The following is a 24,154-nucleotide window of genomic DNA, read 5'->3' as shown; positions in this document are numbered from 1 at the left end:
TGACGCGGGCGAATCTCATTTCACGAGCGCCTTGATGGCCAGTTTCTTTGCCATCTGGAATGTCTTGGGAAAGGTCGTTTCGATGCCCAGCACGACGCGGCTCGATAACCGCTCCATGTCCTTCGGGCAATTGAACGCCATGCCGTTGAACTCGCGCAGATTCAGCGGCTTGATCTTCGACTGGAACTGCAGGAAGCGGTGAGAAACCGGAATGAAATGCGACGTCAGAGAGCTGCGCGAAAATTGCGGACGCGTCGTGCGCAGACTGCCGTGAATCGTTTTCGAATTCCATAGAAGCACGTCGCCCTTCTGCAGGAATGGCGCGCGAAATTCGAGCCGTTGTTCGGAGAGGATCTTCTTGACCAGCTCCTTGTACTGGCCGTGATTGAACGCGACGTCGAAGTTTTTTCCGTTCTTCACCATGTCGATGCGATGACTTTGCGGCACGACGAAGAAACGCCCGGCTCCCGCGTCGATATCTTCGAGCGCGTACCAGCATCCGACCATCGTGCCGATCAGTTCGCTATCGAGGTAATACGTGTCCTGATGCGGCCACGTCTCCGCGTTGCCTTCGAAATACATGCTCTGCACGAGCTTGCCTTCTTCCGAAAAAATCTCGCGTGTAATGGCTTTGACAGGCGTGCTCGCGAACGCCTTCACCGCGAGATTCTTGAGCGGCGCGAACGCTACGTCGCCGAGCGACTGAAGGTTGAGCAGCGGATTCATCACGAAGCCGTATTCGTTGATCCGGTTTTTTTCCGGATTCGCAGTGGCCTGCCGGTAGATGTATCCGGGGTATGGCTTGACCGTTTTATCGAATGCATTGCGGATCGAATCGCACGCGGCCCCGTCCACGACGCGGCGCACGACCACATAGCCGTTTTCCTCGTAGTATTGCTTTGCGCCAGCGAGGTCGGTCAGGTCGAACGTGGCCGAATTTTCTTCGACCGTTTCCGGAATTTCTATCTCGGTTCCAATCGGACTGAGGATTTTGTACATGATGGCCCCAAAGGCGGAATAGACCGGCTGCACGCGGACTGAATGTTCCGCACAAGCCTATGCCGGGCGATCGGACTCACGTCGCACCTGACCGATTCCGCCAAGGGATTGGCCTCAAGCGGCAATAAGCTGCAATAAGCGGCAATAAGCGGCCGCTCACTCGAACTCGAAGTTGCGCCGCGAGTAGAAGCGCTGAAGCTCGTGTTGCTGCGGCCGCACGCCGGTGAAAACTTCGACGTATTCCGGAATGCGCGACATGCGCACCGCCATGTCTTCGTGGAGCTTCATCGACACATAGCCGGCCTGCGTGTAATACGCGACGCGCGCGCGGACGTCGGCGGCGCGCGGTTCATAGTCGAAGCGCACGAACAGCGCCGTCAATGCCGCGATGCGTTGCGCATCGTCCTGCGCCATCTGCTCCGCGATCTCCTGCGATTGCTGCGACCAACTGCGCATCGCGGCTTCGAAGCGCGAGTCGAAGAGCGAATCGTCGAACCAGCAGTCGAAGACGTTGAGCATCGCTTCGCACACGCTGTCCGCGTATGCCTCGGTTCGTTCGATCCAGTGGCCGGTGTTCTTCTGCTTCCATCGGCCGAGCAACGCGGCAAGCAGTTCCTCGCGGTCCTTGAAGAACCAGTAAAAACTCGTGCGCGAAAGATTCAGCTTTTTTGCGAGCGGAAGTATGCGGACCGCATCCACGCCTCCTTCGAGAAGCCCTTCGTACGCCGCGTCCAGCCACATGTCGGCGGAGCCGCGCACCGCGTCGAGGGTCTGATCCATTTCGTTTTTTTCCTGTATGCGTTCCGCTGTACACCATTGTCTCTCTACTTGACACATGTGTACAGAGCTTCTACGCTTGATTCACAACCGGCGTTCGTTCCCACTTGCTTCGAAGAGGCGCTCATGTCCACGGATCCGCTGCTGCAGCCCTATACGCTGAAACATCTCACGTTTCGAAACCGGATCATGACGACCTCGCATGAACCGGCTTACGCCGACGACGGGATGCCGAAGGAGCGTTATCGGGCGTATCACGTCGAAAGGGCGAAAGCGGGAATCGCGTTGACGATGACAGCCGGCTCCGCAGCGGTTTCGAAGGACAGTCCGCCGGTCTTCAACAACATCCTCGCGTACAAGGACGAAGTGGTGCCGTGGATGAAGGATCTCGTCGACGAATGTCACGAGCACGGCGCGAAGGTGATGATCCAGCTGACGCATCTGGGCCGGCGCACGCGCTGGGACACGGGCGACTGGCTGCCCGCGGTGTCGCCTTCGCATTGCCGCGAGCCTGCGCACAGGACCTTCCCGAAGAAGCTGGAAGACTGGGACATCGAACGCATCGTGCGCGATTTCGCGGATGCGGCCGAGCGCATGAAAGCAGCCGGGCTCGACGGGATGGAGATCGAATCGTATGGTCATTTGATGGACCAGTTCTGGTCGCCTCTGACGAATACGCTCGAAGGTCCATATGGCGGTTCGCTCGATAACCGCATGCGCTTCACGTTCGATGTGTTGCGCGCGATTCGCGAGCGCGTCGGGGAGCGCTTTCTCGTCGGCCTTCGCTATACGGCCGATGAAATGCTCGCGGGCGGCATCACGAAGGAAGAGGGCATCGAGATTTCGATGCGCCTCAAGAACAGCGGTCTCGTCGATTTTCTCAACGTCATTCGCGGGCATCTGGAAACGGATGCCGCCCTGACCGACGTAATCCCGATCATGGGCATGAAGAGCGCGCCGCATCTGGAGTTCGCGGGCGAGATCAGGCGGGCGACGGACTTTCCGACGTTTCATGCCGGGCGCATTCAGGACGTCGCCACGGCGCGCTATGCGATCGAAGCCGGCAAGCTCGACATGGTCGGCATGACGCGCGCGCACATGACCGATCCGCATATCGTGCGCAAGATCATCGAGCGCAGGGAGGACGACATCCGTCCGTGCGTGGGCGCGAACTATTGTCTCGATCGCATCTATCAGGGCGGCATGGCGCTGTGCATCCACAATGCCGCGACGGGCCGCGAACTCGAGATGCCGCACACCATCGCGCCGGCCGCGACGAAGCGCAGGATCGTCATCGTCGGCGCGGGGCCGGCGGGACTCGAAGCGGCGCGCGTCGCGGGCGAGCGCGGGCATGACGTCGTCGTGCTCGAAGCGATGAACGATCCCGGCGGCCAGATTCGTCTCACCGCGCAGAACGTCCGCCGCAAGGAGATGATGGGCATCATCGACTGGCGCATGGCGCAGTGCGAAAAGCTCGGCGTGCGGTTCAAGTTCAATACGTGGGCGGATACGGAAACGGTGCTCGCGGCGCAACCCGATGTAGTGATCGTCGCGACCGGCGGCATGCCGCACACGGAGGTTTGCAGCGAAGGCAACGAGCATGTGGTCTCGTCGTGGGACATCATTTCCGGCGACGTGAAGCCCGGCGCGAACGTGCTCATCTTCGACGATGCCGGCGATCACGCCGCGCTTCAGGCTGCCGAAACGATCGCGCAGGCGGGCGGCAAGGTGGAAGTGATGACGCCCGACCGCTCGTTCTCGCCCGAAGTCATGAGCATGAATCTCGTGCCCTACATGCGCTCGCTGCAAAAGCTCGCGACCACCTTCACGGTGACGTTCCGGCTGGAATCGGTGCGTCGCGAGGGCGGTGAACTGGTGGCGACCATCGGCAGCGATTACGGCGGCGTGACGAAGGAGCAGCGTCACGATCAGATCGTCGTCAATCACGGCACGATTCCGATGGACGAGCTTTACTTCGAGCTCAAGCCGCTATCGAAAAACCGCGGCGCGGTGAATTACGACGAACTCATCGACGGCAGGCCGCAGAGCGGAGAGACGAATCCCGAAGGACAGTTCCAGCTTTTCAGAATCGGCGATGCGGTATCGGCGCGCAACACGCACGCCGCGATCTATGACGCACTTCGTCTGGTGAAGGATCTGTGAGCGCGGTTACGGACTCAGCCGGCTGACCTTCGTGCCTTCGAGCGACACGCCGGCCATGAGACCGGCATTCGTCAGCACGAAGACCTCGACGGGATTGGTGGCCGTGGTCGTATCGAGCTGGCCGTTCGCGCCGAGCCTGGCGACCGCGACGGTCGCATCGGTGCCGGCCGCCCAGCCGTCGCGCCGACGGAATTGCGCGAGCGCATCGTCGGTCAGGAACACATAGATGATCGCTTTCGATTGCGCGCCAATCTGCAAGCCGAACGAGCCGCCCGCCGTGCTGTAGTAGCCGTCGGTGCGGCCATCGATACGCAATGCGCCTTCGCCATATTGCGCGCCGAACCAGAAGCCCGCCGCGATCACGCGAGGAAAAACGAGCACGCCGCGCGCCTTGCTCACGAGCTCGCGCGAGCCGTTCACGGAAACATATAACCGTTGCAGCGTCGCATCGACGGCGGCGTCGATGGCGCGATCGCGATCGGCCGTGCCGGCTGCGGTTTCGCCGGACGACGGACCCGTGGTCGTGCATCCGGCAATGCACAGCGCCGCCGCCGCCATGCCGCCGGTGAGCAAAAGACGCCTCTTGTTCTTCTGATTCATACGGTTCCTCTCATCGACAGTATCGTGGGCTCTCGCACTATACAAGCGTATTGCGCAGAGGGAAACGGTCCGAAGTCTGCTACGCCGATGCAAAGTCGGGACATCGGATTCGAGAGGATAAGAACATGAAGCGGCTTCGGGCATTCGTATGCGTGTTGATGTCGACGTGTTTGAGCAGCGCTTATGCGGCGCACGAGACGGCATCGCCGAATCATCATCGTCATCACGCCAAGGCGAAGTCCGCGCATGCAAGCGGGATCGATCGCTCAGGCAAGCCGCGCAAGGGCGAGGCTTCGTACTACGGCCGCAAGTTCTACAAGAAAAAAATGGCCGATGGCACACACATGGATCCGCAGTCCAACGCGGCCGCGAGCAAGACCCTTCCGCTCGGCACCAAGGCGCGCGTCACGAATCTCGAGAACGGCAACAGCGATGTCGTCGAGATCAAGGACCGCGGTCCTTATGCGAAGAACCGGATCGTGGATGTATCGCCGAAGACGGCGGACAAGCTCGGGATCAAAAAGGATGGCACCGCACCCGTCGAAGTAAAGCCGATCGAAGTTCCGCAGGCGGAAGAAAAGTAGGATGGCGAAATAAATCACGTCGCGCTTCGCGCGGGTCCGCTGACGGGGAAATCCGCGAAAAGCCTGCATACCGCAGTCGCATTGCGGCAGAGATGAAGTTGCTCGCGGAACCGATGATCGCAAAAGTGCTCCGCGACTTCACCGAGCAAATGCAGATGCGTCATGCTCACGCGCTCGGGAACGAAGAGGGCGATCACATCCGTTACGGGCTTTCCATCGGGCGCGGCGTAGGGAATCGGCGCTGCGGGGCGGATATACAGCGCCATCGCCTGATTCACTTCTTCGAGTTGTCCGTGCGGGACGGCAACGCCTTCGCCAAGCGCGGTCGAACCGAGCGCCTCGCGGGCCGCGAGGCATGACGTGACTTGATCCGCCGCGAATCCATATCGATCGTCGACGAAGCGCCCGATCGTGCTGAAAAGCGCGTCCCGATTCGCGATATCCGCGCCGAGCAATATGTGCTCCGGCGTCAGCAGGCCGGATAGCGAAGTCGGTTCGTCGCGCGGCTTGACGATATGCGCCGCCGAATCACCGCCGATCGAAACGCTGCGTTCCATGAGGTTGCGCCAGGCATCGGAAGGCGTGTCCGGAACTTCGAGCAAGCCGCTTACTTTTGCCGATGGCGCGACGTCGGACAGACGATCGATCGCGCCGTGAAGGGCCGTTCGCGGCAGGATCAGCGTGAGCCGGACGCGATCGCGTTCGTGCAGTGGCGTGACGCGTATCGTCCACGGTTCGCCCACGCAGTCGCGCACGAGCGAGCGGCGCAGCGGCGTGGCATGTTTTGCGTCGATGGTCACGTGAACCATCACATGACGGCTCTCGCCGAATGGCGCGACGCGGCCCGGCGCGGTTCTCGCGAAGCCCAATCGCGCGATGAAGGCTGACAGCGCGCTGACCATGTCGACTCCTTTACGGACGCGTGGCGAAGCAAGCACTTCAGCATAAACCCGCGCACATGAAGACGACGTAAAAATGCTCAGGCGTGTGGAGAGCGAGACTCGTATGAAGCGCTCACGGCGCTTTGCATCGTGATCAGAGGGACGGAAGGGACAAATCGCGCACGTCGGAAGAGCAAAACGCGACGCGCGCGCCGATCAGTGCATGCAGGTTATGTTGCAGGCAGCGTAGAAGATACGCGGAAGACTGATCTTCGCGTCCGAGTTGCCTTTGCTTTGCGAGGCGCGTCTGCTGCCGGGCGATCATCCCCTTGCAGTCTTGAATATGGCGGTCGATTACCGTCAATTCTTTGCTCAATCTGTCACCGATACGAGAAAAAGCCCGCCGTGAGAGAGGGCGGGCCATGCGTTGCGAGCGCGCCGAGGCGGGGGCCAAAGCGCCATTTCAGAATAGCCCGGTTCGTCGATGGAATGGCCGTCCGTAACTGATCCCAAACGGGCGGCTCATGGCGTTTTTCGGGCTCGCCGCCCTCCAGTTCCGGCCGGGGTTGCCGATAAACCAGCGATCCGCGTCCCAAAGCGCTCGCAGCGTCTATCCACACTTTCCCGATGAAACTCAGTCTCAAGATTCCCCTCGTATTCGCCGCCGCGCTCGTTTTGATGTTCGCCGGCGCCCTCTATGGCATTTTCGCGCTCAACGGCTCCATCGACGCGTACCGCACCGAAGTCGCGGCCAACGTCGCCAGCGAGCGCATGGTTTCGGAGATGCTCGTCACGTTCAAGCTGCAGGTGCAGGAGTGGAAGGACACGCTCCTGCGCGGCAAGGATCCGCAGAAGCTGCAGAAGTACTGGAGCGCTTTCGAAACCCGCGAGCGCACCGTCAACAAGCTCGCGGACGAACTCAAGCGCACGCTGCCCGCAGGAGAAAGCCGCGATCTGATCGAGCGATTCGCGTCCGCGCACCTCGCGATGGGCACGGGATACCGGCGCGGCTTCGAAGCGTTCAAGTCGGCGGGATTCGAGGCATCTGCCGGGGATAGCGCAGTTGCAGGCGTCGACCGTGAACCGGCCGAGCTGCTCGAACAGGCCGCGAGGAAAATCGCCGCCGACAGCGCCCGCGTCTCCGCGCAAGCCGACGCCGATGCGCGGCAGGCATCGTTCGCGAGCATCGCGTTGATGCTCGTCGTGCTGGCGCTCGCGCTCATCGGCGGATATGTGTTCAGCCGCAGCGTGTCGCGTCCGCTCAATCGTGCGCTGGGCTGCGCGCAGGCTGTTGCAACGGGCGATCTGTCGCTCGAGTTCGATGCGCGCGGCAAGGACGAAATCGCGGAACTGCTCGTCGCGCTCAAGCACATGCAGACGAGTCTCGCGAAGGTGGTCGGGCAGGTGCGTCATAACGCGGAAGGCGTCGCGACCGCGAGCGCGCAGATCGCATCGGGCAATCTCGATCTGTCCTCGCGTACCGAGGAACAGGCCGCATCGCTGCAGGAAACCGCGGCCAGCATGGAAGAAATCACGGCGACCGTGCGGCAGAACGCGGAGCACGCGGCCGCTGCGTCGTCGCTCGCGCAAACCGCATGGCAAACCGCTGCGTCCGGTGGCGACACGATGGAGCAGGTCATCGAGACCATGCAAGGCATCTCCGAAAGCTCGGGCAAGGTGAGCGAGATCATCGCCGTCATCGATGCCATCGCGTTCCAGACCAACATCCTCGCGTTGAACGCGGCCGTGGAAGCAGCGCGCGCCGGCGAGGAAGGGCGCGGCTTTGCGGTCGTCGCGGCCGAAGTTCGCTCGCTCGCGCAACGCAGCGCGTCGGCGGCGAAGGAGATCAAGGTGCTGATCGAACAGTCGACGGGCCGCGTCGAAACCGGCGCGGCGCTGGTGCGCGATGCGGGCGCGATCATCGCCGATATCGTCGGTTCGGTGCAACGCGTGACGGGCGTCGTCGGCGAGATTTCGGCGGCGTCGGAAGAGCAGCGCAGCGGCATCGAGCAAGTCAATCTGGCCGTGACGCAAATGGACGAAGTCACGCAGCAGAATGCCGCGCTGGTCGAGCAGGCGTCCGCGGCCGCGCACGCGCTGGCGGAACAGTCCGCGTCGCTGCGTGACGCGGTGGCGGTGTTCAGATTGCGCGGTGACGCGGTTCAGGCTGCATGAGCACGCGCGATAAACTGTGCCGCATGAACGCAACGAAACGGAAAGACTCTCTGACGATGCAACGAAAGGAGCGAGCCCCCACGCGCAATCACGACCAGGCGCGGCCGGCCACGCTGATCGACTCTGTCTGGCGCGTGATGCTTCGCGTCGCGTTCCGGCTCGCGCGCGCGTGGTGGAGCCTTCGACAGCCTGAGCACGAAGGCGCGCTCGTGGCGATCTACGTCGGATCGATGCTCCTCCTGGTGAAGCCGTCGTATCGGCTCGAATGGAACTTGCCCGGCGGAAGTATCGACCCGGGCGAGACGCCTCATGCCGCGGCGCTGCGCGAACTCGAAGAAGAGATCGGCCTCACGTCGCATCCGCTACGCCCTGCGGGCAGCGCGTGCGGCATATGGGACGGGCGGCGCGACACCGTGCATTTCTTCGAGCTGCATCTCGATGCGATGCCCGAATTGCGGCTCGATAATCGCGAGATCATCGCCGTGCATTGGGCGTCGCCGGAAGAATTGCGCGGCCTTGCGTTGACGGACGCAGCGGCCGCGTATTGCGAGACTCAGCTTTGATCGCCCCAGAGGTCGTCGACCGCGCGGATCGCGAGCAAGTAGCCGTTCGCGCCGGCTCCGCAGATGACCGCGGTGGCGGCCACCGAGATCGTCGAATGGCGATACTCCTCTGAGCGCCGATGAATGTTCGTGATGTGCACTTCCACCACCGGCCGGCGAATCAGCTTGACCGCGTCGAGCACCGGAATCCGCCCGAACGAAAAACCTGCCGGGTTGATGATCAGCGCGGCGTCCTGCAAGAACGCCTCCTGAATCCAGTCGATCAGTTGACTTTCGCTGTTGGTCTGACGGAATACGCAGTCGAACTTGAGCGTCTCGCCGAGCGCGAGACAGTTCTGTTCGATGTCCTTTAGCGTCGTATGCCCGTAGATGTGCGGCTCCCGTGCGCCGAGCATGTTCAGATTGGAGCCGTTGAGAATGTAGAGTTTGCGAGCCATGGTGTCAGTGGGTAGCGCTGCATTCGAGGGACGTGTCTTTGGTTTCCCGCGACGTCGCGATCATGAGGAAGGAAAGCAGGTTCAGCGAGCCGCAGACAGCGACGATGGCCCACGGTGAACCGTGAAAGGCATTGAGCAGCGCGACCGCGACGATCGGCATCGGTCCGCCGGTGAGCAGATTGGCGCCGGAGTAGGACAGCGCGGAGCCCGTGTAGCGCGCTTCGGTCGGAAACGATTCTGCGAACCACACCGGCTGAATGCCGCTCTGGAACTGTGTGAAGCCGAGGAAGGCGCCCATCACGGCCATCGTCATGGCGATGGAGTGCTGATTGAGGATCGGAAAGTAGATCAGGCAGCAGATCAGCGTGCAGAAGGAGCCGATCATCAGCGCGCGCTTGCGCCCGATCCGGTCGCTCAGATAGCCGCCCGCCAGAGCGCCCACGATGGCGCAGACATTGGCGACCATCAGCAGCATGAAGCCGGTCTGTTTGGGCACGCCGAGGTTCTTCGTCAGATAGCTGAGCGAGAACACCACGATCAGATAGAACAGCGCAGCCGGGCCGCAGAAGAACAGCGTGAGGCGCAGCGCGGTGCGCCAGTGGAACTTGAATACGACGCCGAGCGGATTCGCGGCGCGCGCGCCTTCGCCTTTCTTCCTGAGCGCCTCGAATGCCGGCGTCTCGCTGACCTTCATGCGGATATAGATGCCGAGCAGCACGAGCACGAAACTCGCGAGGAACGGGATTCTCCATCCGAACGATTCGAAGTCATCGGCCGAAAGCAAGGCGGACAACGTGAAGAGCGCGAGATTGGCGAGTATCTGGCTGAGCGGCGAGCAAATGCCGAGCAGGCCCGAATACAGCCCGCGCTTCGAAGCGGATGCGTGTTCGACGGCCATCAACTGCGCGCCCGTCGATTCCCCGCCGAGCGCGAAACCCTGAACGATGCGCAACGAGACCAGCAACGTGGGCGCGAGGATGCCGACTTGCTGATAAGTGGGCAGCAGTCCCATCAGGAACGACGACGCGCCCATCACCGAGACCGTTATCAGCATGAGGTTGCGGCGTCCCCAGCGATCGCCGAGCATGCCGCAGATCACCGCGCCGAGGGGCCGCGCGGCAAGCCCGGCCCAGAAGCTCGCGAGCGATGCGAGCAGTGAGGCGGTCGGGTCGAGGGACGGGAAGAACAGCTTGGGAAAGATCGTGGCCGCGACCACGCCGTACAACGCGAAGTCGAACCATTCCAGCGCCGTACCGACGGTGGCGCCCGCCACGGCGCGACGCGCCATCAAGTGAGCCTGTGCGGATCGTTCGCTCGCGGCAATGTTTGGGTCAGCGATGACTGACATGACGTCTCCTGAGTTTTCGGTATCTTCAAACGTTCGTTTCTGGTGACGAACAGATGCTATTGTTTGCGCTGCCAAAGCGAGGCGTTCCGCACCGGAACTGCGTTTCATATCACGAAAGTAGCCAAACGATGTCGCTGAAAAACGGTCTGCGTGTCCTCGACTTTCTCGCGTCGCAAGGCGAAGGCGCAGGCCTTTTGGCCATCGCCGATGCGCTCGGCTTGCCGCGCAGCACATGCCACCGCGTGCTCGTCGAGCTCGTCGAAGGCGGCTATGTCAGGCAGATGGCCGATCAGGGCCGCTACATCCTGACCATGCGGATGACATCGAACGGGCTGGAATTCCTGAGTCTCACGGGCATCGCGGATATCGCCCAGCCGATCATCGAACGCGTCGCCGCGCGGACCGGCGAACTGGCGCGTCTGTCGCTGGTGGACGGTGAAGCGATCATCTGGGTAGGGAAGGCGGACGGGCAACGCACCGGCTTTCGCTACGATCCCGACATGGGCCAGGCAGCGCAGCTTTCGTGCACATCGACCGGACACGCATGGCTCATGACGATGTCCGACGAACGCGCGGCCGCGCTCGTGCTGAAGCAGGGCTTCGGGCAGCCGAACGAGTTCGGACCCAATGCGCCGACGACGCTCAAGGCGCTACTCGGTTTCCTGCACGCGGCGCGCGTGCGTGGCTACGCGATGATCGACGAGGTGTTTGCGCCGCGCATGTCGGCGGTGGCCGTGCCTGTGGTCAGCGGCTCGCGCTGCGTCGGCGTGATCAGCCTCGCCGGTCCGCGCGTGCGGCTGACCGCCGAGAAGATTCACGAGTATTCGGTCCTGCTGCTCGAAGCTTCCAATGAGCTGGCCCAGTTGAGCAATCTCGCGGGATTTCCGAGCCGGCCGCCGCTCGGCAAGGGATGAGCGTTCGGCCCTTTCCGTCGCGCCCGGCAGCGACTCGCGCGGCATCGGGATCGGCCTGGTGCACAAGTTCTGATCGCGACGGCGTTCTGTCGACGATCGAACGCACATCTCACCGATTCGCTTGCTGCGCCGCTACCAGCGCACGCCAAAAGCCGCGCACAAGTCAGCGATGGCGGACTGATCCAGCGGAGCGGGACGCGGCGTCGTCATGAGCCACAGACGCGCGGTTTCTTCGAGTTCCTCGAGCGCATACGAAGCGTGCGAGACGCTGCGTTCCCACACTACCGGCCCGAGCCGTTCGAGCAATACGGCCCGCACGGACGACGCACGCCGCGCGATTTCCGCGGCCACCTGCGGGTCGCCCGGACGCCGGTATCGCACGAGCGGCACATGCCCGACCTTCATCACGTAGTACGGCGTGATGGGCGGCAGCACGTCTTCATCGCTCCATACGCCCGCGAGCGTCAGCGCGACGAGCGAAGTGGAATGCGTATGCACGATGCCGCGCGTGTCGGCGTTGTTTTCGTAGATTCGGCGATGCAGTTCCAGCGTCTTCGATGGCCGCGCGCCCGACACATGCCGGCCTTGCGCATCGACCTTCGCGATGTCCGCCGGATCGAGCCGCCCGAGACAGGCGTCGGTCGGCGTGATGAGCCAGCCATCGTCGCAGCGCGCGCTGATATTGCCCGCGCTGCCCACGGTATAGCCGCGCGCATAGAGGCTCGCGCCGACCGCGCAGATTTCCTCGCGCAATTTCGCGTCGGTCATCACGAACGTTCTCCTTCGGCATAGCGCAGGGCCTTCGCGAAGAAATCGCGTGCGCCGAAGTTGCCCGACTTGAGCGCGAGCACGAGCGGCGTCTCGCCGAGCGCGACCGTGACGGGCACGCCCGGATCGATCGGCGGTCCGATCTGCAGCATGTCGACGCCGAGCGCCTGCACCACCGCGCCCGAGGTCTCGCCGCCCGCCACCACGAACTTGCGCACGCCGCGCGCCTTCGCCTCGCGGGCGATGGCGGCGAGCGCATCCTCGACGAGCTTGCCCGCCGCCGCGACGCCCAGCTCGCGTTGCACTTCGCTCACTTCGTCGGGCGCGGCGGTCGCATAGACCAGCACCGGCTGCGTCGCGTGAGTATCGATGAAAGCGAGCGCTGCCTCGACGACGGCTTCGCCACGCGCGAGCGCACGCGGATCGATGCGGTACGCGGGGCGCGTCTCGAGCCATTCCGCGACCTGCGCGTTGGTTGCCTTCGACGCGCTGCCTGCCAGAACGAGCGCCGGGCCGCTGACGGCCGGAAGATCGGCGGCCTTGTCGTTCGGCTCGATCAGTCCCGCGCGGCGGAAATTTTCCGGCAATCCGATGGCGACGCCCGAGCCGCCCGTGACGAGCGGCAACTCAGCGCACGCTTCGCCGAGCGTGCGCAGGTCGGCATCGGTGAGCGCATCGGCGATGGCGAGGCGCACGCCGTCGGCGCGCAGCTTCGCGATCGCGTCGCGCACGGCATCGGCGCCCGCCGCGACCGTCGCGCTCGCGATCAGGCCGACTGTCGACTTCGACTGACGCTGCAGCACGCGCACGAGGTTGGGATCGCGCATCGGCGTGAGCGGATGGTTCTCCATGCCGGATTCGTTGAGCAGCGCATCGCCGACGAACAGATGTCCGCGATACACGGTGCGCCCGTTCTCCGGAAACGCCGGGCAGGCGATCGCGAAGTCGCCTTCGCCGCCGTCGGCGAGCGCATCGAGCAGCGCCTCGGCAACCGGTCCGATGTTGCCCGCATCGGTCGAATCGAAGGTCGAGCAGTACTTGAAGAAAAACCGACGGCAGCCCTGGCCGCGCAGCCAGTCGAGCGCGGCGAGCGACTGCGCGATGGCGTCGTCCGCAGCGATGGTGCGCGATTTGAGCGCGACGACGAGCGCGTCGACATCGTCGAGCACGGCGGATGCTGGCACGCCGATGGTCTGGATCGTACGCATGCCGCCGCGCACCAGCGTGCTGGCGAGGTCGGTGGCGCCGGTGAAATCGTCGGCGATGCATCCCAGAACGGGACGGCGATGGCTTGTTTGCATGGTGTTCCCTCCGGCGGCCGATTGTACGGCGCAGTGAACATTCCGTGTTAATCGATGTTAAAAAAATTGACTGTAATGATAAAGAGCGTTAACGTCTGCTCCATTGGGCGCGGGCTGTGTCCGCGACCTGTCACCCCGTTCGCCGGCTAACGTGCGTCGGCAACGCTTTTTTGCGCGGATCCCAAGATGAACTTCGAACTTCTGTTTTCCCCGGCTTCGTCGGCGCACGCGGGCCAGCCGGTGCGTTACGCGCTGACCGGCGCGAAGGGCGGTTTCGCCCGCACGCTGCTCGCGCAGACGCGGCTGATGGCGCGCCTCTTTCCGGCGGTCCTGTGCGATCTCGACGTCGCCGGGTTGCGCGCGATGTGCATCGAGCTGGGTTTCGATGAAGCCGCGCTCGTCGAATGCGCCGATGCCGCGAGCGTCGCCGCGCTCGACGCCGGCAAGATCGCGCTCGTCGCCGACGTCGCGCTGGTCGCCTCGGCGCAGTACGACATCCTCGTCGAAGCGACCGGCAATCCGTCGGTGGGCTATCGCGTGGCGGTCGCGGCGCTCATCGCGAAGCGCCACGTCGCGATGGTCAGCAAGGAAGTCGATTCGGTCGCGGGCGTGTCGCTCGCGCGGCTCGCCCAGCGCCAGGGCGTCGTCTACACGACGGCGGACGGCGATCAGCCGTCGAACCTGATCGGCTGGGTGACGTGGGCGCGCGTGCTGGGGCTCGATGTCATCGCGGCGGGCAAGTCGAGCGAATACGACCTCGTGTTCGACGATGCGACCGGCAAGGTCACACAGCTCGATCAGACGTTCGAAGCGCCGGAACTCGCCGGCCTCATGTCGCTCGGCGACGACATTCCCGCGACGCTCGCCGCGCGCCGCGAAGCGCTGCGCGGCCGCAAGACATCGGCGACGGCGGATTACTGCGAGATGAGCGTCGTCGCGACGAACACGAACCTCGTATCCGACGTCGAACTGCTGCATTACCCGGTCGCGCGCACGACCGAACTTGCCGACATCTACGCGCTGCGCGAAGACGGCGGCGTGCTGTCGCGCTCGGGCGTCATCGACGTGTTCAACATGCTGCGCCGTCCCGACGAGGCGAGCTTCGCGGGCGGCGTGTTCGTCGTCGTGCGTACCTTCGATGCGCCGACGTGGGAACTGCTCGCGCAAAAGGGCCACGTCGTGAGCCGCAACGGCCGCTACGCGTGCCTGTATCTGCCGTATCACTTCATGGGCGTCGAGACGCCGATCACGCTGCTCGACGCGGTGCTGCACGGGCGTCCGTCGGGCGCGGCGAAGCCGGCGCAATGCGTCGTGCTGGCGGGCCGCGCGAACGTGGATATCGCCGCGGGCACGGTGCTCCACATGGGCGGCCATCATCACGACGTGACCGGCGTGCAGGCCGTGCTGCTCGATCGCAGGAACGCCCCCGCCGATGTCGCGCCGCTGTATCTCGCGGCTCACACGACGCTCGCACGCGATGTGAAGGCGGGCGAACTCATCACGATCGCCGATCTGTACAACCCCGACGAAGCGCTGTTGAGCGCATGGACGACGGGCTGCGCCTGAGCGCCGCACGTTCCGATAACGACGAAATCATTCGAACACTGAATCAGGAAGGGGACACCATGCGGGGAGAATTCGGGACGATCACGATGGCTGTGATCGCGATTGTCGTGCTGATCGTTTTGATCGCGCGATACAGGCTGAGTCCGTTCATCGCGCTGACGCTGGTCGCGCTCGGACTCGGGCTCGCGGCGGGCGTGACGCCGGAGCACGCGATCGACAGCTTCACGAAGGGCTTCGGCGGCGCGCTGGCGCGCACCGGGCCGGTCGTGGGTCTGGGCGCGGTGCTGGGCGGCATCATGATCGGCACGGGCGGCGCGGACCGCATCGCGAATGCGTTCGTCGGCAAGCGGCCGTTGTGGCTCGCGCCGTGGACGGTCTGCGCGGCGGCGCTCTTGATCGGCATGCCGCATCTGTTCGACGTGAGCTTCATCATGCTCGCGCCGCTCGTCTATACGATCGCGCGGCGCACCGGCAGCCATCTGCTGTATATCGGCTTGCCGCTCGCCGCCGGCCTTTACGTGTCGCACGGTCTGCTGCCGCCGCATCCGGCGCCGACGCTCGCCGTGACCGCGTATCACGCCAACACCGGCCTCACGCTGCTTTACGGTCTCATCATCGCGATTCCGGCGGCGGTGATTACCGGTCCGCTCTTCACCGCGTTCGCGCGACGCAGCTTCGGCCCGGCGCCCGATCTTTCGAAGGGCCCCGGCGGCACGCGCACCGATGCGGAGAACGCCACCGACGTGTCGCTCGCGCTGTCCGTGCTGTGCCTGCTGATTCCGCCCGGACTGATGCTCGCGGGCACCGTCGGGATGGACTACAGCACGAAGGGCACCGGGCAATACGTGTTCTTCCAGTCGCTCAACGATCCGATCCTGTCGCTGCTTGCCGCGGTGATCTTCGCGTTCTTCGCGCTCGGCATCAAGGCGCGATTCCCGCTCGCGGACATGCAGAAGATGATCGGCAAGGGCATCGCGCCGCTCTCGGCGATCCTGCTGATTCTCGGCGCGGGCGGCGGCTTCAAGCAGATGCTGACATCGATCCATCTGGACACCATCATCGTCACGCACACGGCGAGCTGGGCCGTGAGCCCGCTCGTGCTGGCATGGGTGATCGCCGCGCTGCTGCGCGTGTGCGTCGGCTCGGCGACGGTCGCGACGGTGGCGGCTTCGGGCATCGTCGCGCCGCTGCTGGTGTCGCATCCGGGCGTCTCGCCGGAACTGATGGTGCTCGCGACCGCATCCGGCGCGGTGATGCTGTCGCATGTGAACGACTCCGGCTTCTGGCTTTTCAAGGAGTATTTCCAGCTGACGGTCTCGCAGACCCTGCGGACGTGGACGCTGATGCTGTGCGTGCAGTCGCTGGTCGGGCTCGCGGGGGTGCTGCTCATCAACATGTTCATCGGCTAAGATAAGCGACCCCCGGCGAGCCCGCGCGCCGGGGCGCTTAATGAAGGTTTTCTCATGTCGAGCCAGGCCAAACCCGATGCATCCGATGTCCCGCTGATTCCCGATCAGCGGCGCGAGGCCATGCTGCGCCAGTTGCGCCGGGACAAGGTGCTGTCGGTGCATCAGCTGATGGAATCGTTCAACTGTTCGCACATGACGGTGCGGCGCGATATCGCCGCACTCGAGGAAGCCGGATTCGTCTATACGGTGCCGGGCGGCGTGCGGATCGCGAGTCATCTGAACAGCGAGCCGAGCCATCAGTCGAAGGCGGTCGTCGAACAGCCGCAGAAGCAGGCCATCGCGCGCCGCGCCGCAGAAGGTCTGCGCTCCGGCATGTCGATCTATCTCGATGCCGGCACGACCATGCTGTCGTTCGTGCCGCATATCGTCGAGCTGTCGGACATGACGGTCGTGACCAACGACTTCCAGATCGTGCGCGAACTCGCCAGCGCGACGCATGTGAACGTCATACACATCGGCGGACAGCTCGATCACCGGAACCTTTCGAGCGTCGGCACGCTCGCGGCGGCGACGCTGCGCCAGGTCGTGCTCGACGTCGCGTTCATCTCGGCGAGTTCGTGGGACTTGCGCCGTGGCGTGACCACGCCTTCCGCGCCGAAAGTCGAAGTCAAGCTCGCTGCGATGGAAGCCGCCTCGCGCAACGTGCTCACGGTCGCGAGTTCGAAATACGGCACGGTCGGGCTATACAAGGTAGCGAGTCTCGAAAGCTTCGATCAGGTCATCACCGACGATGGCCTCGCCCCGGCTGCCGCAACGGGCATCCGTCAATCGGGAATCGATCTGGCGCTGGCCGCGGTCGAGTGATCCCGGCGGCTCGCCGCACGCATCCATTTTTCGAAAGCGCGTTTCACATCGCGGGACACGCGTCGCGCGTGCGGCGCTTGGACTTTTCGCGGCTTGAAAGCGTGTTTTGCATCGCAAAAACGGTCGGCTATCTCGTTGATATGAAAGGATAAATGCTGTCTTGTGTCTTATATAAGACTTGGCTTGCCAGCGAAGAAACGGCGTTACCATGTAGTCATGCGGTTTCGCTTCGACTATTCATCTAACGCGCTTTGTTCTTAGGAGAGTCACATGGCCCAGTATCAAGACGACATCAAGGCAGTTGCCGGTTTGAAGGAGAATCACGGCAGCGCGTGGAGTGCCATCAATCCCGAATATGCCGCGCGCATGCGTGCGCAGAACAAGTTCAAGACGGGCCTCGACATCGCGAAGTACACGGCGAAAATCATGCGTGCCGACATGGCCGCCTACGACGCCGACCCGTCGAAGTACACGCAGTCGCTCGGTTGCTGGCACGGATTCATCGGCCAGCAGAAGATGATCTCCATCAAGAAGCACTTCAACAGCACCGAGCGCCGTTACCTTTATCTGTCCGGCTGGATGGTCGCCGCGCTGCGCTCCGAGTTCGGTCCGCTGCCGGATCAGTCGATGCACGAAAAAACCTCGGTCAGCGCGCTGATCCGCGAGTTGTACACGTTCCTGCGCCAGGCCGACGCGCGTGAGCTCGGCGGCCTGTTCCGTCAGCTCGATGCGGCTGAAGGCGCTGCCAAGGCCGCCATTCAGGAAAAGATCGACAACCACGTGACGCACGTCGTGCCGATCATCGCCGACATCGACGCGGGTTTCGGCAACGCGGAAGCGACGTACCTGCTTGCCAAGCAGTTCATCGAAGCGGGCGCGTGCTGCATCCAGATCGAAAATCAGGTGTCCGACGAGAAGCAGTGCGGTCACCAGGACGGGAAAGTCACCGTGCCGCACGAGGATTTCCTCGCCAAGATTCGCGCGATCCGTTACGCGTTCCTGGAACTCGGTGTCGACGACGGCATCATCGTGGCGCGTACCGATTCGCTCGGCGCGGGCCTCACCAAGCAGATTGCCGTGACGCGCACACCGGGCGACCTGGGCGATCAATACAATTCGTTCCTCGATTGCGAAGAACTGACGGCGGACGAACTGGGCAATGGCGACGTCATCATCAAGCGTGACGGCAAGCTGCTGCGTCCCAAGCGCCTGCCGAGCAACCTGTTCCAGTTCCGTGCCGGCTCGGGCGAGGCGCGCTGCGTGCTGGATTGCGTCACCGCGCTGCAGAACGGCGCCGACCTGCTGTGGATCGAAACCGAGAAACCGCATATCGCGCAGATCGGCGGCATGGTCAGCGAGATCCGCAAGGTCATTCCGAACGCCAAGCTGGTGTACAACAACAGCCCGTCGTTCAACTGGACGCTGAACTTCCGCCAGCAGGCGTACGACGCGATGAAGGCCGCGGGCAAGGATGTTTCGGCCTACGACCGCGCCCAGTTGATGAGCGTGGAATACGATCAGACCGAACTCGCGCAGCTCGCCGATGAAAAGATCCGCACCTTCCAGGCCGACGCGTCGCGCGAAGCGGGCATCTTCCATCATCTGATCACGCTGCCGACGTATCACACGGCCGCGCTGTCGACCGACAATCTCGCCAAGGAATACTTCGGCGACCAGGGCATGCTGGGTTATGTGGCGGGCGTGCAGCGCAAGGAAATCCGTCAGGGCATCGCGTGCGTGAAGCACCAGAACATGTCCGGCTCGGACATCGGCGACGATCACAAGGAGTATTTCAGCGGCGAAGCGGCTTTGAAGGCGGCGGGGAAAGACAACACGATGAACCAGTTCTGATCGCGCTCGTACTTCACGCGAAATGACAAATGGCCCGATCGGCTTGCGCTGATCGGGCCATATTTGCGTTCATCAAGACCTACCGGGGAACGCGCCGCGCTGAATCAGGAATTCGTCCAGTTGCTCGAACGTTTCGGGCATTGCTTCGTCCATTCCCTCGATGGCGACGTCGAGCGCTTCCTTCGACGGATACAGCTCGTGCAACACAAGCAGCGTCTTGCCATCCTTCTCTTCGAGGGTCACGGTCGTGACGGCGCCATCGTCGCTTTCCTCGTTGGTCCAGACGAGGCGCGCATCCGGAACCACGTCGAGGTATCTGCCGAAGAACGCCATGGGCGCCGATGCCTCGGGATGAGCGAACGCCAGCCGATAGCGCCCGCCGACACGCACGTCCTGTTCGCACGAGAGCAGGGTCGCACCGCTCGACTTCGGCACCCACCATTGCCGGAAAAGCTCGGGCGTGGTCCACGCTTCGAACACGAGCCGCGGCGGCGCGTCGAAGATTCGCGTGATGACCATCTCGCGCTCGGACTTGCGCTCCGATGCGGTGCGGTTGCTCGTGCGGGCGGGCTCATTTTCTCTGCTTGCGACCATCACGTTTCTCCTTGCGTTTGAGTTCCTCGATGACCGTGTCCAGCGCGTCGAAACGTTCATGCTTTCATGCACTGTCGATGCTCCGGCCGTTCGCCGCCACGAATGCGATGGTGAATTGTGCGCCACCTTCTTCACGATTGACAGCCGCGATCCGCGCGCCGAATCCGTCGACGATGGGCGACGTGATCGCGAGCCCGAGGCCGGTCCGTGTCCGCGCGGCTTGGTCGTGACGAGCGGATCGAACAGATGCGCGAAGTTTTCCGAAGGCGAGGTTCGCGGCACGCGCCGCATTCCGAAATTTCAGAATCGCTCGATTTTCGATGGGCGAGCTTTTAGACTGCGAGTTGCCCTTTCACGCAACGGAGCGCTTCACGCATGACGAGAACCAACGAATATCAGCAGCCGATCGGCGAAGCGGTAACGGACTGGAAAACGCGTGAGCGCCCGGCGCGCATCGGCATCGACGGCAGGCATTGCCGCATCGAGCCGCTCGACTTGGATCGCCACGCGGCCGATCTCTTCGATGCCTACGGCCGCGCGCCGGACGGCAGCGACTGGACTTATCTTTTCGTCGGGCCGTTCGCGGATTTCGAAACCTTTCGCGACTATCTGGCGAAAGCCGCCGCGTCCGCCGATCCGCTGCATTACACGGTCATCGATTCGGCGAGCGGCAAGGCGGTCGGCACGCTCGCGCTGATGCGGATCGAGCCTGTGCATGGCGTCATCGAAATGGGCAGCGTCACGTTCTCGCCCCTGCTCAAGCAGACGCGCATATCGACGGAAGCGCAATATCTGCTGATGCGCCATGTTTTCGACGATTTGGGCTACAGGCGCTACGAATGGAAGTGCGACAGCCTGAACGCGCCTTCGCGCAAGACGGCGCTTCGGCTCGGCTTCGAGTTCGAAGGCATCTTCAGGCAGGCGATCGTCTACAAGGGACGCAATCGCGATACGGCGTGGTACGCGATCATCGATAAGGATTGGCCGCGCATCCGGCGCGGCTTCGAACGCTGGCTCGCCGACGATAACTTCGACGCGAACGGCAGGCAGCGTGCATCGCTCGCGCAATTGCGGGACGAGGCCGCTTAGAAAGCGCATCGTCCGCGATTGCGCGTGCTTCGATTACTTCTTGATCTCGAGCAGTTCGACTTCGAACGTCAGGTCGCTGTTCGGCGGAATCGTGCCGACGCCGCGGCTGCCGTAGGCGGTTGCGGCCGGGCAGGTCAGCTTCGCCTTGCCGCCGACCTTGATCTTCTGCACGCCTTGCGTCCAGCACGGAATCACGCGGTTGAGCGGGAAGGTCGCGGGGCCGCCGTGCTTGCTCGAGCTGTCGAATTCGGTGCCGTCGGCGAGCGTGCCGCGATAGTTGACGCTCACGGTGTCGTCGGCGGTGGGTTGCGCGCCGGTGCCTTGCTTGAGGTGCTCGACGACGACACCCGACGGCAGCTTCTCGGTGGTGTTGGCGGCGAACGCGGTGGTTGCGATGGCGGATGCGGCGAGCAGAGCGATGACTGATTTCATGCGATAACCTCGTTGAACGGAAGGGCCATTATATCGACAGCCCTTTGGCCTCAATTCGTCCGCGCCTCCGGGCATTCCGTCCGGTACCAGATATCGACCTGACGTTGCGCCGCATGCAGATCGTCGGGATAGTACGGGTCGAAAAATTTCGACGGATCGTAGCCCGCTCGTTCGAGCGCGGCCAGTTCGCTCAGATTGCGCTCGCGCGTCAGCGGCGCGTGGTTTCTGAGCGCGGTGAGATCGCGGCATTGCGCAGCGCTCAGATTCGGCGCGCCTGGCTGCGAGCCGCCTGCGGCACAACCGGCGAGCGCAATGGCGAGCGCCGGGATCATCGATAGTGTTTTCATGTTGCGTTTTCCTCCGGTTCGGGGCGTCTATCGGAAGTATCCCTAGTTGAGCGGAAATCCGCTCGAACTGCTTCGCGCAGCCCGGCGAGCGCTGCAGCCGCGCCATTGTTTGCGAATCGCGAATGACGCATTCGGCGGTTCGCCCGTTCTTTTCGAAGCGCGTCTGAGTCACCCTCTGTTGCGTCGACGATGCCGCATTTCAACCACGCGGCGCGCGATTCTGACTCAGGAGACAAAGATGACCTCGAACCGGTGGGATACGTCCTACGAATGGAAAGCCGTGACGCTGCTTGCGCTCGGATTCGGCCTTGTCGGCCTCGATCGATGGCTGATCGCGCCGCTCTTTCCGGCAATGATGAAGGACCTGCATCTCACCGCGCAGGATGTCGGCAACTGCATCGGCATACTGGGGCTGTCGTGGGGCGTGTTCGCCGCGCTGATGGGCGGCATCTCCGACAAGATCGGACGTCGCAAAGTGCTGATTCCCGCGATCATCGCGTTTTCGCTGCTATCCGGATTTTCGGGCGTCGCGGGCGGCCTCGCCAGCCTGCTCGCCGTGCGCTCGCTGATGGGCGTCGCCGAAGGCTCGTTCTGTCCGACGAGTTTCGCCGCGACCGCCGACGCCTCGCATCCGAAGCGGCGCGGCTTCAATCTCGGGCTGCAGCAAAGCGGATTCGCGCTCTTCGGGCTTGCGCTTTCGCCGATCATCGCGACGCAACTGCTCAACGTCGTGTCGTGGCGCTGGGTGTTCGCGCTCGTGTCCATTCCCGGCTTGATACTCGGCGTGCTGATGTTCTTCGTGATTCGCGAACCGGCGTCGGCGCCTGCGCAACAGCAGGCCGCGAAGGGCAACTGGCGCGACGTGCTGAAGAGCCGCAACATTCCCGTCGCGATGGTCGCGCTCTTCTGCGCGATGACGGGCGTCTTCGTGCTCGGCGCGATGCTGCCGCTTTACCTCACCGACTATCTCGCGCTCGACACGCAGCGCATGGGCATCGTCGTATCGGCGATTGGCTTTGGCGGATTCGTCGGCCAGTTCGCGTTGCCGGGACTCTCCGATCTCGTCGGACGGCGGCTTGCGAGCATCGCCGGTTTCGCGGGCACGGCCGTCATGCTGTACGTGTTTCGCGGCGTCGGGGCGCAGCCGCTCGTTCTGTTCATCGTGCTGTTCGTGGCGTCGTTCTTCACGCTCGGCCTCGTTTCGCTGCTGTCCGGGCCGGTCGCGACGGAAGCGGCGCCGATCGGCATGGTGTCGACGGCGATCGGCATCGTCGTCGGCGCGGGCGAGATCTTCGGCGGCGGCGTGGCGCCCGCGATCGCGGGTTTCGTCGCTACACGATTCGGAATCCAGAATATTCTGTGGCTCCCGATTTGCGCGGTGATTCTGGGCATCGGCGTGAGCCTGCTGCTCGAAGAGACAGCGCCCGCCCGCGTGCGCGGAAAAGCGCGCGGCGTGGGGCTCGTCGGAGGCGAGCAGCCCGAGTAAGCGCATACGCGCGCTGCGGATACACTGACATGCTGGACACGCTCGAAAGGGACCAGCATGGATCGTTTTCTCAGCATAGAGGCCTTCGTGCGCGTGGCGGAGACCAGCAGCTTCGCGGAAGCGGCGCGGCAGCTCGGCGTCGCCAGTTCGGTCGTCACCACGCGCATTCAGCAGTTGGAGAAATTCCTCAATGTGCCGCTGTTTCATCGCAGCACGCGGCACGTCAGGCTATCCGATGTCGGCGAGGCGTTCTATCGAGACTGCGCGGAAGTGGTGGGGCGCGTCAACGAATTGACCGACCAGATGCGCGAGTTGCGCGCGACACCGACCGGGCGGCTGCGCATTCAGATGTTGCCGGGCTTCGCGCTGGGTCACTTCGGCGCATCGCTGGCCGAATTCAATCGACGGTATCCCGGCATCCAGCTCGACGTGATCGTCAACGACCGTGTCGTCGATCCGATCGAAGAGGGCTTCGACGTCGCGTTCCAGATCTTTCCGGCGATCTCCGAATCGCTGATCGAGCGGCGTCTCTTCACCGTCCGGCGGCTCTTTTGCGCCGCGCCTTCCTACGTGAACGAACATGGCGCGCCCCGGCATCCGCGCGAACTGCTCGATCACAGGACGGCGCTTTACTCGGGCTATCCGTCGCGCAATCGCTGGACGATGACGCGCGGCAGCGAGGTCGTCGAACTAGAACTGCCGGGCATCGTGCGTTCGAATTCGGTGCACTTGCTGCACGACTACGCGCTGACGGGCGGCGGCGTGGTGTGCCTGCCGACGCTCGTCGCGAGCGCGTCGCTGCTCAATGGCTCGCTCGTGCCGATTCTGCCGGACTACGCGCTCTCTCCGATGAACTTCGCAGCCGTCTATCCCGCGACGCAGCGGCAAGGGCTCAAGGTGAAAGCGCTGGTCGAATTTCTCGCCGAGCGGCTGGGTCCGGAGCCGGCGTGGGACGTGCCGCTCATCGAACGAGGATGGGTTAGTTAGCCATGCAACTAACTGTCCT

At 63.5% G+C, this 24,154-nt stretch carries 24 protein-coding genes and 1 pseudogene; 13 read left to right on the top strand and 12 right to left on the bottom strand.

Annotated elements, in window-relative coordinates; all coding sequences use genetic code 11:
• Positions 1–15 precede the first annotated feature (15 nt).
• Both NCS00_RS27715 and NCS00_RS27710 read right to left on the bottom strand, forming a co-directional pair.
• Positions 16–999, bottom strand: a complete 984-nt coding sequence (locus tag NCS00_RS27715; protein ID WP_250441528.1) for a phytanoyl-CoA dioxygenase family protein — start codon at positions 997–999, stop codon at positions 16–18.
• A gap of 156 nt (positions 1,000–1,155) precedes the next feature.
• Positions 1,156–1,779 (bottom strand): TetR/AcrR family transcriptional regulator, encoded by a 624-nt coding sequence (locus tag NCS00_RS27710; RefSeq protein WP_175981473.1) that lies wholly within the window; start codon positions 1,777–1,779, stop codon positions 1,156–1,158.
• Positions 1,780–1,902: 123 nt separating this feature from the next.
• On the opposite strand from NCS00_RS27710, the gene NCS00_RS27705 reads away from it, so the two are divergent.
• Positions 1,903–3,939 (top strand): NADH:flavin oxidoreductase, encoded by a 2,037-nt coding sequence (locus tag NCS00_RS27705; protein WP_008346949.1) that lies wholly within the window; start codon positions 1,903–1,905, stop codon positions 3,937–3,939.
• Between the two features lie 6 nt (positions 3,940–3,945).
• On the opposite strand, the gene NCS00_RS27700 is transcribed toward NCS00_RS27705, so the two are convergent.
• The gene (locus NCS00_RS27700; protein WP_008346946.1) at positions 3,946–4,539 is read right to left on the bottom strand and encodes a BPSL1445 family SYLF domain-containing lipoprotein; all 594 of its coding nucleotides are present in this window, start codon (positions 4,537–4,539) and stop codon (positions 3,946–3,948) included.
• A 125-nt stretch (positions 4,540–4,664) separates the two neighbouring features.
• Between NCS00_RS27700 and NCS00_RS27695 the strand changes: the two genes are divergently transcribed.
• Entirely contained in the window at positions 4,665–5,123 is a 459-nt protein-coding gene (locus NCS00_RS27695) for a septal ring lytic transglycosylase RlpA family protein (protein ID WP_250441527.1), read from the top strand.
• Between the two features lie 14 nt (positions 5,124–5,137).
• On the opposite strand, the gene NCS00_RS27690 is transcribed toward NCS00_RS27695, so the two are convergent.
• Both NCS00_RS27690 and NCS00_RS27685 read right to left on the bottom strand, forming a co-directional pair.
• A complete protein-coding gene (locus NCS00_RS27690; RefSeq protein WP_250441526.1) occupies positions 5,138–6,025 on the bottom strand; it encodes a PTS sugar transporter subunit IIA in 888 nt (295 codons plus the stop codon).
• Between the two features lie 133 nt (positions 6,026–6,158).
• Positions 6,159–6,428, bottom strand: coding sequence for a hypothetical protein (locus NCS00_RS27685; protein ID WP_152563169.1), 270 nt, complete (start codon positions 6,426–6,428; stop codon positions 6,159–6,161).
• Between the two features lie 203 nt (positions 6,429–6,631).
• On the opposite strand from NCS00_RS27685, the gene NCS00_RS27680 reads away from it, so the two are divergent.
• Together NCS00_RS27680 and NCS00_RS27675 are read left to right on the top strand one after the other, a co-directional pair.
• A complete protein-coding gene (locus tag NCS00_RS27680; protein ID WP_250441525.1) occupies positions 6,632–8,179 on the top strand; it encodes a methyl-accepting chemotaxis protein in 1,548 nt (515 codons plus the stop codon).
• Positions 8,180–8,235: 56 nt separating this feature from the next.
• Positions 8,236–8,742: an NUDIX domain-containing protein gene (locus NCS00_RS27675; protein ID WP_175981487.1), complete on the top strand. Its 507-nt coding sequence runs from the start codon at positions 8,236–8,238 to the stop codon at positions 8,740–8,742.
• Here NCS00_RS27675 and NCS00_RS27670 read toward each other — a convergent pair.
• Positions 8,733–9,179: a type II 3-dehydroquinate dehydratase gene (locus tag NCS00_RS27670; RefSeq protein WP_008346936.1), complete on the bottom strand. Its 447-nt coding sequence runs from the start codon at positions 9,177–9,179 to the stop codon at positions 8,733–8,735. The genes NCS00_RS27675 and NCS00_RS27670 overlap by 10 nt on opposite strands.
• Positions 9,180–9,183: 4 nt before the next feature.
• Positions 9,184–10,467 (bottom strand): MFS transporter, encoded by a 1,284-nt coding sequence (locus NCS00_RS27665; RefSeq protein WP_250441559.1) that lies wholly within the window; start codon positions 10,465–10,467, stop codon positions 9,184–9,186.
• Positions 10,468–10,655: 188 nt separating this feature from the next.
• Here NCS00_RS27665 and NCS00_RS27660 point away from each other — a divergent pair, with 188 nt between their 5' ends.
• Positions 10,656–11,441: an IclR family transcriptional regulator gene (locus NCS00_RS27660; RefSeq protein ID WP_250437389.1), complete on the top strand. Its 786-nt coding sequence runs from the start codon at positions 10,656–10,658 to the stop codon at positions 11,439–11,441.
• Positions 11,442–11,573: 132 nt separating this feature from the next.
• Here the strand turns inward: NCS00_RS27660 and otnC are convergent, their stop codons facing one another.
• Both otnC and otnK read right to left on the bottom strand, forming a co-directional pair.
• Positions 11,574–12,209, bottom strand: a complete 636-nt coding sequence (gene otnC / locus NCS00_RS27655) for a 3-oxo-tetronate 4-phosphate decarboxylase (RefSeq protein WP_008346930.1) — start codon at positions 12,207–12,209, stop codon at positions 11,574–11,576.
• On the bottom strand, positions 12,209–13,510 hold the full coding sequence (gene otnK, locus NCS00_RS27650; protein ID WP_034470207.1) for a 3-oxo-tetronate kinase: 1,302 nt from the start codon (positions 13,508–13,510) through the stop codon (positions 12,209–12,211). The genes otnC and otnK overlap by 1 nt, the downstream gene beginning before the upstream one ends.
• Positions 13,511–13,696: 186 nt before the next feature.
• Between otnK and NCS00_RS27645 the strand changes: the two genes are divergently transcribed.
• The 4 genes from NCS00_RS27645 (at position 13,697) to NCS00_RS27630 (ending at position 19,200) form a co-directional block, all read left to right on the top strand.
• Positions 13,697–15,076: a homoserine dehydrogenase gene (locus tag NCS00_RS27645; protein WP_250441524.1), complete on the top strand. Its 1,380-nt coding sequence runs from the start codon at positions 13,697–13,699 to the stop codon at positions 15,074–15,076.
• Positions 15,077–15,135: 59 nt separating this feature from the next.
• On the top strand, positions 15,136–16,485 hold the full coding sequence (locus NCS00_RS27640; RefSeq protein WP_175981496.1) for a GntT/GntP/DsdX family permease: 1,350 nt from the start codon (positions 15,136–15,138) through the stop codon (positions 16,483–16,485).
• A 54-nt stretch (positions 16,486–16,539) separates the two neighbouring features.
• A complete protein-coding gene (locus NCS00_RS27635; RefSeq protein ID WP_008346923.1) occupies positions 16,540–17,349 on the top strand; it encodes a DeoR/GlpR family DNA-binding transcription regulator in 810 nt (269 codons plus the stop codon).
• A gap of 270 nt (positions 17,350–17,619) precedes the next feature.
• Complete coding sequence (locus NCS00_RS27630) at positions 17,620–19,200, top strand: isocitrate lyase (protein WP_008346921.1); 1,581 nt, start codon at positions 17,620–17,622, stop codon at positions 19,198–19,200.
• Positions 19,201–19,272: 72 nt separating this feature from the next.
• On the opposite strand, the gene NCS00_RS27625 is transcribed toward NCS00_RS27630, so the two are convergent.
• Positions 19,273–19,719: an SRPBCC family protein gene (locus NCS00_RS27625; protein WP_250441558.1), complete on the bottom strand. Its 447-nt coding sequence runs from the start codon at positions 19,717–19,719 to the stop codon at positions 19,273–19,275.
• Here NCS00_RS27625 and NCS00_RS33725 point away from each other — a divergent pair.
• Positions 19,709–20,173: a hypothetical protein gene (locus NCS00_RS33725; protein ID WP_502801604.1), complete on the top strand. Its 465-nt coding sequence runs from the start codon at positions 19,709–19,711 to the stop codon at positions 20,171–20,173. The two genes, NCS00_RS27625 and NCS00_RS33725, sit on opposite strands and share 11 nt — an antisense overlap.
• Positions 20,170–20,880, top strand: a pseudogene (locus tag NCS00_RS27615) (GNAT family N-acetyltransferase); the annotation flags it as partial. The gene NCS00_RS33725 and the pseudogene NCS00_RS27615, both read left to right, overlap by 4 nt.
• 36 nt (positions 20,881–20,916) lie before the next feature.
• Here the strand turns inward: NCS00_RS27615 and NCS00_RS27610 are convergent.
• Positions 20,917–21,315, bottom strand: a complete 399-nt coding sequence (locus NCS00_RS27610; RefSeq protein WP_008346914.1) for an FKBP-type peptidyl-prolyl cis-trans isomerase — start codon at positions 21,313–21,315, stop codon at positions 20,917–20,919.
• A 50-nt stretch (positions 21,316–21,365) separates the two neighbouring features.
• Positions 21,366–21,662: a DUF4148 domain-containing protein gene (locus NCS00_RS27605; RefSeq protein ID WP_175981500.1), complete on the bottom strand. Its 297-nt coding sequence runs from the start codon at positions 21,660–21,662 to the stop codon at positions 21,366–21,368.
• Positions 21,663–21,900: 238 nt separating this feature from the next.
• Here NCS00_RS27605 and NCS00_RS27600 point away from each other — a divergent pair, with 238 nt between their 5' ends.
• The gene (locus NCS00_RS27600) at positions 21,901–23,148 is read left to right on the top strand and encodes an MFS transporter (RefSeq protein WP_008346909.1); all 1,248 of its coding nucleotides are present in this window, start codon (positions 21,901–21,903) and stop codon (positions 23,146–23,148) included.
• A gap of 57 nt (positions 23,149–23,205) precedes the next feature.
• Positions 23,206–24,135, top strand: coding sequence for a LysR family transcriptional regulator (locus tag NCS00_RS27595; RefSeq protein ID WP_250441523.1), 930 nt, complete (start codon positions 23,206–23,208; stop codon positions 24,133–24,135).
• The last annotated feature ends 19 nt before the right edge of the window (positions 24,136–24,154 follow it).

Origin of the sequence: Caballeronia sp. AZ1_KS37, assembly GCF_023631165.1 — a bacterium.
Lineage (GTDB): Bacteria > Pseudomonadota > Gammaproteobacteria > Burkholderiales > Burkholderiaceae > Caballeronia > Caballeronia zhejiangensis.
This window is presented reverse-complemented; position numbering and strand designations above follow the sequence as displayed.